The 14,308-nt window shown below is 61.2% G+C and carries 13 protein-coding genes and 2 riboswitches; of the genes, 2 read left to right on the forward strand and 11 right to left on the reverse strand.

The window, feature by feature from the left end; all coding sequences use genetic code 11:
- The first annotated feature begins 13 nt into the window (after window positions 1-13).
- Complete coding sequence (purU, locus tag ACYU0X_RS01570; protein WP_418908192.1) at window positions 14-886, forward strand: formyltetrahydrofolate deformylase; 873 nt, start codon at window positions 14-16, stop codon at window positions 884-886.
- Window positions 887-1,038: 152 nt separating this feature from the next.
- Here purU and ACYU0X_RS01575 read toward each other — a convergent pair whose 3' ends face one another.
- The 10 genes from ACYU0X_RS01575 to ACYU0X_RS01620 all read right to left on the reverse strand — a co-directional run bounded on the left by ACYU0X_RS01575 (window position 1,039) and on the right by ACYU0X_RS01620 (window position 11,189).
- Complete coding sequence (locus tag ACYU0X_RS01575; RefSeq protein ID WP_461901915.1) at window positions 1,039-1,302, reverse strand: hypothetical protein; 264 nt, start codon at window positions 1,300-1,302, stop codon at window positions 1,039-1,041.
- A gap of 134 nt (window positions 1,303-1,436) precedes the next feature.
- The gene (locus ACYU0X_RS01580; protein WP_461901916.1) at window positions 1,437-2,567 is read right to left on the reverse strand and encodes an FAD-dependent oxidoreductase; all 1,131 of its coding nucleotides are present in this window, start codon (window positions 2,565-2,567) and stop codon (window positions 1,437-1,439) included.
- 162 nt (window positions 2,568-2,729) lie between these two features.
- Window positions 2,730-3,206 (reverse strand): hypothetical protein, encoded by a 477-nt coding sequence (locus tag ACYU0X_RS01585; RefSeq protein WP_461901917.1) that lies wholly within the window; start codon window positions 3,204-3,206, stop codon window positions 2,730-2,732.
- Between the two features lie 15 nt (window positions 3,207-3,221).
- Window positions 3,222-3,695 (reverse strand): hypothetical protein, encoded by a 474-nt coding sequence (locus ACYU0X_RS01590; RefSeq protein ID WP_418908196.1) that lies wholly within the window; start codon window positions 3,693-3,695, stop codon window positions 3,222-3,224.
- A gap of 15 nt (window positions 3,696-3,710) precedes the next feature.
- Window positions 3,711-4,184: a hypothetical protein gene (locus ACYU0X_RS01595; protein WP_418908197.1), complete on the reverse strand. Its 474-nt coding sequence runs from the start codon at window positions 4,182-4,184 to the stop codon at window positions 3,711-3,713.
- A gap of 194 nt (window positions 4,185-4,378) precedes the next feature.
- Window positions 4,379-5,656 carry an MFS transporter gene (locus tag ACYU0X_RS01600; protein WP_418908198.1) on the reverse strand — a complete coding sequence of 426 codons (1,278 nt, stop codon included), beginning with the start codon at window positions 5,654-5,656 and terminating at the stop codon, window positions 4,379-4,381.
- Window positions 5,657-5,675: 19 nt separating this feature from the next.
- The gene (gene argE / locus ACYU0X_RS01605) at window positions 5,676-6,848 is read right to left on the reverse strand and encodes an acetylornithine deacetylase (RefSeq protein WP_418908199.1); all 1,173 of its coding nucleotides are present in this window, start codon (window positions 6,846-6,848) and stop codon (window positions 5,676-5,678) included.
- A 394-nt stretch (window positions 6,849-7,242) separates the two neighbouring features.
- The gene (gene katG / locus ACYU0X_RS01610) at window positions 7,243-9,444 is read right to left on the reverse strand and encodes a catalase/peroxidase HPI (protein WP_309409179.1); all 2,202 of its coding nucleotides are present in this window, start codon (window positions 9,442-9,444) and stop codon (window positions 7,243-7,245) included.
- A gap of 78 nt (window positions 9,445-9,522) precedes the next feature.
- The gene (locus tag ACYU0X_RS01615) at window positions 9,523-9,948 is read right to left on the reverse strand and encodes a Fur family transcriptional regulator (protein ID WP_309410473.1); all 426 of its coding nucleotides are present in this window, start codon (window positions 9,946-9,948) and stop codon (window positions 9,523-9,525) included.
- A 431-nt stretch (window positions 9,949-10,379) separates the two neighbouring features.
- Window positions 10,380-11,189, reverse strand: coding sequence for an ABC transporter ATP-binding protein (locus tag ACYU0X_RS01620; RefSeq protein WP_418908200.1), 810 nt, complete (start codon window positions 11,187-11,189; stop codon window positions 10,380-10,382).
- Window positions 11,190-11,194: 5 nt separating this feature from the next.
- Window positions 11,195-11,296: riboswitch (SAM riboswitch) on the reverse strand.
- Between the two features lie 265 nt (window positions 11,297-11,561).
- A riboswitch (SAM riboswitch) is annotated at window positions 11,562-11,653 on the forward strand.
- An 18-nt stretch (window positions 11,654-11,671) separates the two neighbouring features.
- Here ACYU0X_RS01620 and ACYU0X_RS01625 point away from each other — a divergent pair.
- Window positions 11,672-13,012 carry an acyl-CoA dehydrogenase family protein gene (locus ACYU0X_RS01625; RefSeq protein WP_418908201.1) on the forward strand — a complete coding sequence of 447 codons (1,341 nt, stop codon included), beginning with the start codon at window positions 11,672-11,674 and terminating at the stop codon, window positions 13,010-13,012.
- Window positions 13,013-13,198: 186 nt separating this feature from the next.
- On the opposite strand, the gene ACYU0X_RS01630 is transcribed toward ACYU0X_RS01625, so the two are convergent.
- Window positions 13,199-14,269, reverse strand: a complete 1,071-nt coding sequence (locus ACYU0X_RS01630; protein ID WP_418908202.1) for a substrate-binding domain-containing protein — start codon at window positions 14,267-14,269, stop codon at window positions 13,199-13,201.
- Window positions 14,270-14,308 lie beyond the last annotated feature (39 nt).

A 14,308-nucleotide genomic window follows, 5' to 3' on the forward strand; every position in this document is an offset into this window, starting at 1 on the left:
AAGGAGGAATCTCATGGACACTCGCACCGATCGCTATGTGTTGACCTTTTCCTGCGCTGACGGTCCCGGTATCGTGCATGCGGTCACCGGGGTGCTCTCCGAGCACCTGTGCGACATCCGAGAACTCAAACAGTTCGATGACGAGCGTGCCGGCCACTTCTTCATGCGCATTGAATTCGCACTGGGCACTTCCAAGGAAGCTACCGGCGAGGCGGCCGAATTGGAGAAGAGCTTCGCATCGCTAGCCAAGACCTACCAAGCCACCTGGGGTTTGCGTCCTGCGGGGGCGAAGAAGCGGGTGTTGGTGATGGTTTCGAAGTTTGGGCATTGCTTGAATGATTTGTTGTTTCGGGCGCGGATGGGTGAGTTGCCGGTTGAGATTGCGGCGGTGGTGTCGAATCATCCGGATCATCGGCAGCAGGTTGAGTGGCATGGGATTCCGTTTTTCCATGTTCCTGTGACGGCTGAGACGAAGCCTGAGGCTGAGGCGCGGTTGGTGGATCTGATTGATCGTTTTGAGATTGATTTGGTGGTGTTGGCTCGTTATATGCAGGTGTTGTCTGATGAGTTGACTCGTCAGTTGACTGGTCGGGCGATTAATATTCATCATTCGTTCTTGCCTTCGTTCAAGGGTGCTAAGCCGTATCATCAGGCGTTTGAGCGTGGTGTGAAGACGGTGGGTGCGACGGCTCATTATGTGAATAGTGAGTTGGATGAGGGTCCGATTATTGCGCAGCAGGTCAAGGATGTGGATCATTCGTTTGGTCCGGAGGATTTGGTGGCTGCTGGTCGTGATACGGAGTGTAAGGCATTGTCGGATGCGGTGCGGTGGCATTGTGAGGATCGTGTGTTCTTGAATGGTTCGCGTACGGTTGTGTTGCGTTAGTTCCTGCACCGGCGCCCGCACACTCAATCTAGTACCTAGGTAGCAAGGCTCCCTCCCATCCGAATTCCTCGGATGGGAGGGAGCCTTGCGTTAAGGTGTCGGTCCACAGAATACGGCGTAAGTTAGCGAGTGGTTGTATTGCCCGAGCGCTTCTAGCCCTCGTGCCGACCGCCGCGGTCGACGTGCCCGGTGTCAGCTGTGGCCACCGCGTGATCACCGGGGCCGGGCTCGGAATATTGCAGGTGATCTGGTGTGGTCGTGTCGCTAGCCTGTTCGGCTGGTTCGGGGGCAGCGGTGGCTGGCATGGAACCAAACCCCAACAGGCTGGCGATGGCCAATGTAACGGCGGAGAATCCTAAACGGGCGCGTCGGCCCAGAGCGTGTCCGGGGCGTGTGTTGGTCGCGGAAGTATCCAAGGCGCTATCCCTTCGTCAATGCGGAAGACCCACTGCGGTGCCTTCCTTCTCAACGATAGGAACCTAAGATAGCGACCCGCTGTGGCTTCACTCGCCGGTCGCTTGGTTTCCGACGGTAATCTCCCGACCGTGGTCTATGACCCCGCTGTGCGTGAGGGGCGGAACCGCTCATGAGTGCTGCCGGTACCCGAGGCAACCGCGGCGGCCAATTCTCCAAGTACCGGAGCGAATTTGGCCCCGTGCCCGGAACAAGCCGACAGAATGGTGAGGCCATCGACCTCGTCGATAACGAAGTCTTCCGTGGGGGTGTTGGTAAACAGGCAGGTCGTTTCCGCGTAGGGGACCGGCTCAACTCCGGGGATGTTTTGCGCGACGTAGTCGACGACGGCCGCGCGGTTGCCCGGGTCGACGATTCCATCCTGCGCAGCGGCCGACTGGATAATCTTTCCGCCGTTGAACTCGGCGACCTTGAGGCCAGCAAAGCCGGAATCGCGACCGCCGGGCAAACCGTAACACTCCCACCCGGAGCGCAGATGGATGAAGGTGGGCCACTGCCGCTGGGGATCGCGAAAACGGAAATGGTAGGCCTGTTCCTGACGCACCTGGAATTCCGGTAGCGCTGCTCGGAAGTGCTCAGGCAAGGGCAATCCGGGCAACAGGTATGGTAACCAACCACCGGCCGCGACGATCACTCGCCGCGCAGTAATGTGCTGTCCGGCTACCGACGTCGCGACGAATCCATCCGTGCTGCGCTCCAAGCGCTCCAGGGTCCAGCCGGTGTGAAGCCGGGCTCCGTGCAGTTGCGCCTGATCGAGCATGGCTAGAACCGCAGACTCGGCGTCGATCACCCCGGCGCCCGGCTGCCACAATACCGGGGTGTCGAAGGCGAACTGGGGCCAACGCTGGCACGCTTCTTCCGCGGAGAACAACTCATGCTCCACCCCGCACCGCCGCAACACATCGGCCAGTTGGACCGGGTCGCGTACTTCACCGTAGTCCACGGCCCCGCAGCTACTGACTAGCTCCTGACCGGCTAGCTCGCTGAGTTCATCCCAACCCGTTTTCGCGCGTTGTGCCAGCCGCACATAGAGTTCGTCGGTGTAGGCAAAGCGGAATATGCGTGCCGAACCATGGGAGCTACCTTCGGCGCTGGCGGGACGATCCCGTTCTACCACCTGGACCTCGTAGCCTTGCCGGGCCAATTGCCAGGCCGTGGCCGCGCCGGCCAGACCGGCACCGACAACGAGGTATTCCGTGGATTCCATGGCTGAGCTCTTCCTTCGGGGACAGGGTGTTAACGCGGGGCGTAGGCCTGAATCCAGTAGCGCACCGCGCACGGCCGTGCAGCAACTTTGGGTAGCGAGATGACGCGACCTTTAACGCACAGCGTCCTCCCCACCAAGGTGGGGAGGACGCGGGCCGGGGGATCACCCGGTATATGGGTTGTCTATGCGACGTGAGGTTCCGGTGTCCTTGTTGTAGTTGGTGTCGGCATCAATCTCGTGGACCTTGAGCTGTACCCAGCGAATCCGCTTGCCGTGGTTGTGGTAGCTCTTTCTCCATTCGAATCGAGTGCCGCAACCGTTGGTATCCTTCCCAACCCGGTAGCCTTCCTGGCTTCCGTTCATATAGCGGATGATCACATCCGCATAGGCGCCGAAGCCATCACCACGGCCATTACGGGCGCAGAGGTCGCGTACCCCGGCGTTCACCGTGAAGGCGTACCTGCCGTGATAGGTGATCGATCCCTTGGCTTGAGCCTTGCCATCGTTGGCAAGGTAATCGGAATAACCAGTGGATACGTTGTAGTAATAGGTTGCGCTGGCTTGGGCTGTTGCCCCGACGCCCATTAGGAGCCCGGCGCTCATGGTGCCGACTAGCGCGGCCTTGAGTAGCTTTTTCATCAGGTTCCTCCAGATCTAGCCGGTGTACGGGTTGTCGATGCGGCGGGTTGTGGAGCTGTCCTTGATGTGGCCAGTATCGGCATCGTATTCGTAGACTCGTACCTGGACCCAACGGATCTTCTTGCCGAACTTGTTGTACTCCTTGAACCAACGGAACGTTGTGCCGCAACCATTATTGTCATGGGCGACATTACCGGCCTTCGACGTACCGTCCATGTGCCGGATCATGATCTGTACGTAGGCACCGTAGCCATCGCCCCGGCCATCTGGCCCACACAGGTCGCGAACCCCAACGTTGTAGGTGAAGGCGTACTTACCGTGGTAGGTGATGGTGCCCTTGGTATGTGCCTGACCGTCGTTGTTGTACTGGCCGTAGGTGGTGGCGGTGTTAAAACCGTAGGACTGTGAGGCCTGAGCCGGGACCCCGACGCCCAACAAGAGTCCGGTGCTCATGGTGCCGACTAGCGCGGCCTTGAGTAGCTTTTTCATCGGGTTGCTCCAAACCTAGCCGGTGTACGGGTTGTCGATGCGGCGGGTCGTGGAGCTGTCCTTGATGTGGTTGGTGTCGGCATCGTATTCGTAGACGCGCAACTGGACCCAGCGGATCTTCTTGCCGAACTTGTTATAGTCCTTGGACCAACGGAAAGCGGTGCCGCAGCCGTTGGTATCCTTGGCGATGGTGCCGACCTTCGTCGAACCGTCCATGTGGCGGATCATGAGCTGTACGTAGGCCCCGTACCCGTCACCCTTGCCACTGGGGGCGCACAGGTCGCGGACGCCGACGTTGTAGGTGAAGGCGTACTTCCCGTGGTAGGTGATGGTGCCCTTGGTGTGAGCCTTGCCGTCGTTGTTCGAGTAGGTGTAGTCGGTGGCGGTGTTGAAGCCATAGGACTGGGAAGCCTGCGCTGGAACCGTTGCACCGAGCAGCAGTCCGGCGCTCATGGCGCCGACCAAACCGGCCTTCAGAAACTTATGCATGATGAATCCCTCCGTGCGGTGATGATGTCTGCTGACTCTTCGAAGGTAGGCGCCGCCGGACATTCCAGTCGATGGGCAGAACTACCCGACCGGATATCGGCACTTATCAACGCGGGATTTACGGTCTGGTGTGTACCGAGGGTTAAACGCCGCTCGGGCGGGAAATGCATCCCGCCCGAGAGATTTCTAGCTAGTTAGCGTTGCAGGTAGCGCGTACGCACGACGAACAGACCGATCAGCGAAATCACTGCGATCGCCATGTAGTAAATACTCGGCGCGTTCAGCGAACCGGTGATATCCAATAGCCAGGTCAAGACCAGCGGGGCAATACCACCGAGCAGGGTCACCCCGACGTTGTAGGTGACCGACAGGCCCGTGCCGCGGATCGCGGCCGGGAAGAGAGCCGAGAGCAACGCTGGCAGCGGTGCGAAATAGAAGGACATGATGATCCCGAGCAACGCGATCACCACAACGAGTACCGGCACGGTTGGGTTGCTGATCATCACCTGGAATAGCGGCCAAGCCAGAAGCAGGGCGCCCACAGCGGCCCAGGTCATCACGCGGGCCGGTCCCTTACGGTCGGCAAGACTTCCAACGATGGGAATCAGGACGATCGAGACCAAGCCGGCGACCACACCGCCCAGGTAAGCGGCACTTGCCGGGATCTTCAGATTGGTCACCGCAAAGGTCGGCATGTAGAGGATCATGTAGACCGAAATGGTGGCCACACCGATAATCGCCGAACCGGTGAGTACGCGTCCGTAGTTGTGCACCAGCAGGCTCTTGAGCGGGGCACGTTCCTTCGGTGCCGTCACGAACTCCTCGGTTTCCTCAAGCCGCGCACGGATATAGAGACCGACCGGTCCCACGAGCAAACCGACGAAGAACGGTACGCGCCAGCCCCAGGAATACAACTGTTCCTCGCTGAGCCAGGAGTTGAGCGCGAAGCCAAAGGCCGAGGCCAAAAACATGGCTGCGCCTTGAGCGGCAATTTGCCATGAAGCGTAGAACGCCTTGCGGTGCGGTGCCGTTTCGATGAGGAATGTGGTTGCCGTACCAAACTCACCGCCGGCCGAGAAGCCTTGAATGAGCCGCGAAATCAGGATGATGATGCCAGCCCAGGCACCCACCATTGCCGCGGTGGGGGCCAACGCCATGATCAGCGTTCCAAGCATCATGAGCATCAGCGTCAGGGTGAGTGCTTTTTTGCGTCCGCTTCGGTCGGCCATGCTGCCAAGCACCATGCCGCCCAGGGGGCGCACCACGTAGGAAAGGGCGAAGGTAGCGAAGGTGAGGATGAGACCCAGTGCGCCCTTGGTGTCGGGGAAGAAGTTTGCCGAAATCACCACCGCAAAGGAGGCGTACACGATGATGTCGAACCACTCCAAGGCGGCACCGATGGAGCTCGAGATCACCGCCTTCTTGGCGGCTGCCAACTGCGCCGGGGTGGCCGCGGGGGTAGAGATTGTCATGAAGGTGCTCCTGACGGGATTACTGCGAGAGGGAGGCGAGCATGGCGTCGAGCATCTGCTCGCAGTGAGCGATCTGTTCCAGCTCGATGAATTCATCCGGGGCGTGGGCCTGGGCGATATCGCCCGGACCGCAAACCACGGTTGCTATGCCGGCGTTGGCGAAGAGACCGGCTTCGGTACCGTAGGTCACCTTGTCCTCGCAGGGCAGCGCACCCCACGCCGCGGTGTCGCTGACGATGCGTGAGCCGGCGTCGGTCTCCAGCCCGGGGGAGGAGGCGATAACGGTGAACTCGACCCCGGCTTGTTCATTGGCCTGGCGCATCTGCTGATTCAGCTCTTCGGCCTTAGCACGGAAGCGCTCGATCAGCGCCTGCTGGTCGGTCGCGGCGATGGAACGGAACTCGAAGTGCAGTTGGCAGTCGGCCGGAATGGTGTTCACCGCGATGCCACCGGCGATCTGATTCACCGTCGTGCTGGTGTAGGGCACCAGATAAGCCGGATCAAAGGGACCCTGCTTGGCGAATTCGGCGGCAAGCTCATGGACGAAGCTCGTGAAGCGCGCCGCGTAGGCGATGGCGTTGACCCCTTCTGTCGTCAGGGACGAATGCGCGGCCACCCCACGGAAATCCACACGGAAAACGTTGACCGATTTATGCCCGCGGATCGCGCGCATGCTACTGGGTTCGCCCACGATGCAACCGCGTGGCTCCAACCCGAGTTCGGTGATTTTTTCGACGAGAGAGACCGCCCCTACGCAACCAACTTCTTCGTCGTAGGAGAACGCGATGTGGATGGGCTCGCGCAGTTGCGCCGCGGCAAAGGCTGGGAAGTATGCGACCACGGCACCGAGGAAGGACTTCATATCGCAGGTGCCCCGGCCGTAGAGCCGATCATCACGCACGGTGGCGGTAAACGGGTCGCTCTGCCATTGCTGGCCATCGACCGGGACCACATCCGTGTGCGCCGAGAGCACGATCCCGCCGGTAGTGCTGCCATCGGCGGCGGGGAAAGTCGCTAAGAGGTTGGCTTTGCGCCCGTCTTCGTTGTGGATCAGGACCGGTTCGATGCCGTGGGCGGCCAATGCTTCGCTGACTTGGCCTATGAGCTCAAGGTTGCTATCGCGGCTGGTGGTGTCGAGGGCAATGAGCCGCTTGATGACGTCAAGGGTCTCTGGGGAGGGCGAAATGCTCACGTGTTTCTCCTGTCGCTTAGAACTCCGTTCTACGCCCTCGACTCCACGGTCTTCAAGTGGCTGACAGTTAAGTCTCACTATTCAGCAATGTGTGCTGAGGCGTGAGACTATCGTCCCGAGCCCAGTGATATGTCGAACGGACCTGCCCCGGCCGCTCGTTGAGCGAGGAAGGAGTTTCGAGGGACTTACGCCGGAGGGTGAAAAGGTCCAAGTTGGGGCCGAAGGGGTTGTCCGAGTCCTCTAGGTGAGGCGCAGCGAGCTAGGCAAGGTGCCCGACTATTCTTGCTCGGCCTGCTCGGCCCGAAACTTGGCGGGCTGGCGCCCCCGTTTTAACGACGGAATCCGCCCCGCCATAGTTGGCGGGACGGATTCGCGACGCGGTTTGTTCCGAGTCTTACTGTGCGGCCACAGCGTCCAGCTTGTTCACGCGCAGTTCGAAGCGGTCGTTGTCCATGACCTTGGCCCATGCCTGAGCGAAGTCCTTGACGAACTTCTCCTTGACATCGTCCGAAGCGTAGAACTCGGCCAGAGCGCGCAGCTCCGAGTTGGCACCGAAGACCAGGTCCACGCGGCTACCGGTCCAGCGACCGTCGGCGGTGGTGTAGGTCTGCTCGTCGGCCGACGGGATCCAGGTCTGTCCCAGATCCAGCAGGTTCACGAAGAAGTCGTTGGTCAGCACGCCCGGGGTGTCGGTGAAGACGCCCAGGTTCGAGCCATCCCAGTTGTTGCCCAGCACGCGCAGGCCACCGGTCAGGACGGTCAGCTCCGGAGCGGACAGACCCAGCAGGTTGGCGCGGTCGATCAGCAGGTACTCGGCCGGCAGGTTGATGAAGCCGGAGTTGTAGTTGCGCAGGCCATCGGAAACCGGCTCCAACCAAGCGAACTGGTCGACGTCGGTCTGCTCCTGAGTGGCGTCCACGCGACCCGGGGTGAAAGGCACAACGATGTTGTGGCCGGCGGCGAGAGCAGCCTGCTCCACGCCGACGTTACCGGCAAGCACCACGACGTCAGCGAAGGAAACCTTCACGTCCGACTCGGCGTTGAACTCGTCAACGATCTGCTCGAGCACGGCGATGACCGGCTTGAGCTGCTCCGGCTGGTTGACCTTCCAGGAAACCTGTGGCTCCAGGCGGATGCGACCACCGTTGGCGCCACCACGCTTGTCCGAGCTGCGGTACGAGGCCGCAGCCTTCCAAGCGGTGGAGACCAGCTGCTGGATGGTCAGACCGGAAGCGGCGATCTTTTCCTTCAGCACAGCGATCTCGGCGTCGCCGATTACGCGCTCCGGAGCGGCCGGCAGCGGATCCTGCCATGGCAGATCCTCGGCCGGAACCTCTGGGCCGAGGTAGCGCGACTTCGGGCCCATGTCACGGTGGGTCAGCTTGAACCAAGCGCGAGCGAAGGCGTCGGCGAAGTCCTCCGGGTGATCCTTGAAGTGCTTCGAGATCTCGGAGTAGATCGGGTCGAAGCGCAGGGCCAGGTCACTGGTGAGCATGCGAGGCTCGCGACGCTGGGATGGGTTGTGAGCCATCGGCACCATGTCGGCGCCGGCGCCGGCCTTCGGACGCCACTGCTTGGCGCCGGCCGGGGACTCGAACAGCTCCCACTCGTAGGCGAAGAGGATGTGGAAGAACTCGTTGTCCCAACGGGTCGGGTGGTAGGTCCAGGTGACCTCCAGGCCCGAGGTGACGGTGTCGTCACCGTGGCCGGTGCCGTAACCGTTGGCCCAACCCAGGCCCTGGGCCTCAAGCGGAGCGGCTTCGGTGTCCGGGCCGAGCTTATCGTCCTTGTGGGCGCCGTGAGTCTTACCGAAGGTGTGGCCACCGGCGATCAGTGCCACGGTCTCGCGGTCGTCCATGCCCATGCGGCGGAAGGTTTCGCGGATGTCGCGGGCCGAGGCCAGCGGATCCGGGTTACCGTTCGGGCCTTCCGGGTTCACGTAGATCAGACCCATCTGGACGGCGGCCAGCGGAGCTTCCAGCTCGCGGTCGCCGCTGTAACGCTCGTCGTCCAGCCATACCTTTTCCGGACCCCAGTACACGTCATCGTCGGCTTCCCAGACGTCCGGGCGGCCACCGGCGAAGCCGAAGGTCTTGAAGCCCATGTCTTCCAGGGCCACGTTACCGGCGAGGATGAACAGGTCGGCCCAGGACAGTGCCTGGCCGTACTTCTTCTTGATTGGCCAGAGCAGGCGGCGAGCCTTGTCCAGGCTGACGTTATCCGGCCAAGCGTTCAGCGGGGCGAAGCGCTGCTGACCGGTTCCGCCACCACCGCGGCCATCGTGCGAACGGTAGGTACCGGCCGAGTGCCAGGCCATACGGATCATGAACGGGCCGTAGTGACCGAAGTCTGCTGGCCACCAGTCCTTGGAATCCTTCTGCAGGTTGGCGATATCGGCCTTGACGGCAGCCAGATCCAGGCTCTGGAAGGCGGTGGCGTAGTCGAAGTCCTCATCGGCCGGGTTGGTCACCGAGGTGTTCTTGGCCAGAATCTTCAGGTTTAGCTTGTTGGGCCACCACTCACTGTTGGCGTTGCCCTGAGTTGGGTGGACTCGGCCTGCGCCGACCACGGGGCACTTGCCTGCGTTCTCAGACATTTGGTTCCTTCCAGGGAATTGGGTTGGGGGATAATCGCGCATCCCGACGGCTATGGACCGTTGGATGCGGTGAATTCGTTACGGTGTCTGCGAGGAAAACTGGCACTCGGGGCACAGCCCCCAGTAGATAACCTCGGCCTCGTCGATCAGGAAGCCATGGTCATCCGAGGCGCAAAGGCAGGGTGAATCTCCCACGGAGCAATCCACATCGGCAACCATGCCGCAATTGCGGCACACCACATGGTGATGGTTGTCGCCTACCCGCGCCTCATAACGTGCGCTGTGCCCATGAGGCTGAATTTTGCGTACCACGCCCAGCTCGGTGAGGAGCTTAAGGGAGTCATAGACAGCCTGATGAGACACCGTCGGGTACTGTTCACGCACCGCTGCGATCACCGTTTCGGTGTCCGCGTGCGGATGCGAGGTGACGGCAGAGAGCACCGCGACGCGTGGACGCGTCACGCGCAGGGATGCCGCCCGCAGTACCTCTTCGATTCCGACCATCTCAGTCACAGTCTCCAGCATGACGGCTTTTTTTGAATGAGTCAAGATAACGAAAGGTGTGTTGCAGGTTACGTAAACTTAACGCGCTCGGTACGGTTTCGTGGTCTCCAACGGGGGCTCGTGTTGCCGCATTAATCGGCGCCCCGTGCCGCGCACATTTTCGCGGAGTTGGCTTTGGTGCACCTAGCGCGAACGTAACCTGCCGTGCCTTGGTTTCACCGGGAGATCCTTCAGGTTGGGCCCGGTAGTGGTGAACGTAGTATTCCCCTGTGTTCCGGAGGGCACCAGTTCACCGTGGGCGGCAACCAGAAGACGCCAGTCTCGCGACAGCGCAGGTCCACGGGGGAGTGCGAGAACTAGGTGGCTCGCTGGTTGATCGGAGCAAGGCGCATGCACCGGTGTGGCCTGCCGCAGGGGCGATGTGCGCTGTATTAGTCGGTGTGGTTATCGACGCTGAGCAAATCCTGCAACATGTTGCGGTGCGCGCCGAAGTCGCCGTCGCGGCGCTGGTGCCCGGCCGCGGTGTCTAGGCGCAGATCCCGGATGACGCCGGCCGGAATGCCCGGTGCCTCGCGGCCCAGTACGATCACTCGGTCCGCTAACTGCAGGGCCTCGTCGACATCGTGGGTCACGAGCAACACTGTGGTGGGAATGGCCGCGTGAACCGCGCGCAACAGCTCCTGCAATTCGAGTCGAGTCAGCGCATCCAGAGCCCCGAAGGGTTCATCAAGGAGCAGCACGCCGGGGCGGCGGGCTAGGGCGCGAGCCAGCGAGACGCGTTGCGCAAGGCCGTCTGAGATTTCCTGCGGGTGCACGTCGGCTACCTGTGCCAGGCCGGTAATCTCGAGCAGTTCATCGATCAGGGTGGTGCCCTCGTTCTGGTCCAAACCCAGTGGCAGGCCGAGCTCGATATTTTCGCGAATCGAACGCCACGGCAGCAGTCTTGGTTCTTGGAAGGCGACCGAGCAGCGCTCGTCAATCCCGGCCACCGGCAAGTCGCCGATGAGCACCTGCCCGGAGCTTGGCGTATCTAGCCCGCTAGCTGCGCGCAACAAGGTGGATTTTCCGCATCCGCTTGGGCCCAGAATGGCCACCAGTTCACCGGCGGCGATCTCGAGGTTAAAGTCCTGCAGTACTCGGCGGGTTTCGCTGCGTGTGCTAAAGGTGCGTGCAAGCCGGCGGAAGCTCAGCGGCAGGGCAGTATTGGTTGAGGTGTGCGCGGGTGCGTAGGCAAGTGCCATGATCATCTCCATCGGTTCTGGCGGTAGCACCGTCCGCGACCAGTTCATGGGCGTGGTGGTTGCTGCGGCGTCGTCGAGCCAGATCTCTCGGCCGCTCGGGATGGTTCCGCAACAATCGAACCGCGTCGAATGAACCGAGGGCAAACCTTTCGTAACATGACGAATCTTCGAAAGATGGTGGCCGGACGCGAGAAATTCTGATTCTTCTTTTGATAAGTGTGGATTCGTTGATGAACTTGAAGGATCGACGAAGCGCCTTTCGTGGCCACCGGCCTACATCTCCTGAAGTATGACTGGCGTCACTACTACGGCTCGTTACTTTGTGACGCCCGGCTTGGGACGTGAAAGGACGTAACGCTACAAATGATTACGAACCCATCCAGAGCGGCCGAGAGATCTGGCTCGACGACGCCGCAGCAACCACCCGCGTGACGGGCCGGTGCTACCGCCAGATCCGATGGAAAGAAATGAGGATTTTTCCAGTGTCTTTCGACAACGCCAACATGGACTTCAACGCATTGAGTGACCCCGCCGGGGCTTCGGCCCGTAATCTAGATGACCACGTAGAGCCGGTGGCCGTGCGCCAACTGTTAAAGGTCACTCCCGGGCCGTGCGCGGATGAGCAGTACGAACGCCTGGCTGCGATTTTTCGTCCGGTGTTCGCGCAAATCGCTGACGGAACCAATGAACGCGAGCAGCTTCGTCAGCTTCCCTTTGAACAGGTCGGCTGGCTCAATCGCGAGCGTTTTGGGGCGTTGCGGTTACCGGTCGAAGCCGGTGGCCACGGGGCACGGCTTTCGGATGTATTTCGCTTGTTGATCGAGTTGGCTGAGGCGGATTCCCACATTGCTCAACTGTGGCGGGCGCATATTGCCTTCACCGAGCATGTGCTCCGGCTTGAGGACGAGGCACTGCGTAAAAAGTGGATCGCGCGCATTGCGTCCGGACATATCGTCGGTAACGCCTACACCGAAAAGGGCGGCAATCCGCTCGGGACACTGAATACGGCCGTCAGTGAGGTCAATGGCCGCTGGGTCGTTAACGGCGAAAAGTACTATTGCACCGGCACCATTTTCGCGGATTGGACCACCGTCGCGGTCAGCCACCCGCAGCGCCCGGGGCGTCACATTGCCGTGGTTTCCACCCAGCACAGCGGCGTTAAAATCATCGATGACTGGGACGGGTTCGGCCAGCAACTGACCGGCACCGGCACCACCGAATTCAGCAATGTCCCGGTAGATAGCTTCATGCCCGAAGACCCCATCGATCCGGAAGCCGCGATCTTCCAGCTCGTGCTGCTTGCGGTCCAGGCAGGTATCGGCCGGTCGGCGCTGAACGACATGCGCCTGGCGGTTCAGTCGCGTACCCGCAGCTTCTCCACCGGCACCGGCGTGCCGGTGCATCAGGAACCACAGGTATTGCAATTGGTCGGGGAGGTCTCCGGTGCGGTGTTCGCCAGCGATGCGGTGGTGATGGGGGCCGTTTTGGAGGTTGAAGCCGCGCTGGCCGACAGCAACCTCAATGACCACGAGCGTTTCGCCGTGTGTGAGCTGGCCGCCAACCGCGCGCAGAGCGTAGTGCAGCCCATGGTTATCGCTGCCACCAATAAGCTTTTCGACGGGCTGGGGGCTTCGGCCACCCGAGCGTCCTTTAACTTCGACCGGCACTGGCGCAATGCGCGCACCATCGCCACCCACAATCCTGCGGTCTACAAGTCACGTATCGTTGGCGACTACGAAATCAACGGTGTGCAACCCAAGCGCCTGTCGGTAACCGGCGAGGTGACCTCAACGTCTCATACCAACACCACTGGCGGATTCTAGAGGCGGCTGGCTTCCCATGCGCCGGAACTGACGCGGAACTCTGACCAAACTCGTCGCGATGAACTGTCCCGTGCCTCGGCCCGGGACAGCGATCGATGACACGCTCGATCATCCCCGTGGACACAAAGAGCGCTGGCCCCAGACAGAAGTCTGGGGCCAGCGACTTTTTGAAGCTACGTGCTGCCGTTACTTGCCTTCGGTAATCGGGCCAAGCACCGGATCGTCGGCGTATGCCTCGGTGACGTTCTCCTTGGTTACGATCTGCGGATCCAGCAGATTCGCCGGAACGGTCTTCGAGCCGTTATCGAAGGACTCTGCATCGGTGACCTTTGGCTCTTCACCAGCCTGTAGTGCCTTGACCATATCGATCGCCTCGGCCACCAGGTTGCGGGTGTCCTTGTTGATCGTGGAGTACTGCTCCCCGGCCATGATCGACTTCACCGATTCGACCTCGGAGTCCTGACCGGTGACCACCGGAAGATCCTTACCGGCAGCCTTGACCGAGGTCAGCACGGCGCGGGCCAGGGTGTCATTCGGGGAGAGCACACCATCGAGGTCTTCCTTGCCGTAGTTACCGGTCAAGATGGTGTCCATGCGCTTCTGCGCATTTTCGGACTTCCAGCCCTGGGTTACGGCCTGCTCGAAGGACTTCTGCCCGGAGAGTACCTTCAGGGTTCCGTCGTCGATCTTCGGCTTCAGCACGCTCATGGCTCCGTTGAAGAAGTCATCGGCGTTGGCATCATCCGGGGAACCGGCGAAGAGCTCGATGTTGTAGGGAGCCTTGCCCTTCTTCTCGAGCCCCTCGAGCAGTGCCTTGCCCTGCAGCTCGCCGACCTGGAAGTTATCGTAGGCCACGTAGTAGTCCACGTTCTCCGTGTTGGTCACCAGACGGTCGTAGGCGATCACGGTCGCCCCGGCTTCCTTGGCGGCGGCCAACTGGGTGCCCAGCTGCGAGCCGTCGATGGCGCCGACGATGATGACCTTGGCGCCGTTGGTGACCATGGCGCTGATCTGATTCTGCTGTTCGGCGACGCCGCCGTTGGCGAACTGCACGATCGGCTCGAAGCCGGCATCCTTGAGTCCGTCGTTGAACAGTTTCTCGGCCAGCACCCAGTTTTCACTGGTCTTCTGCGGCAGGGCCACGCCGATGGCCGAACCCTCTTCGAAGCCGCTGGCTTCGGATCCGGTGTCGGTCTGACGGCCACAGCCGGTCAGGGCCAGAGCCGCGATGGCCGCGGTGGCAGCAAGCTTTCGCATGGTGAACTTCATTGTTTTCACTTTCTCTCAGGTGGGTGA

This window comes from Glutamicibacter sp. X7 (assembly GCF_054889245.1).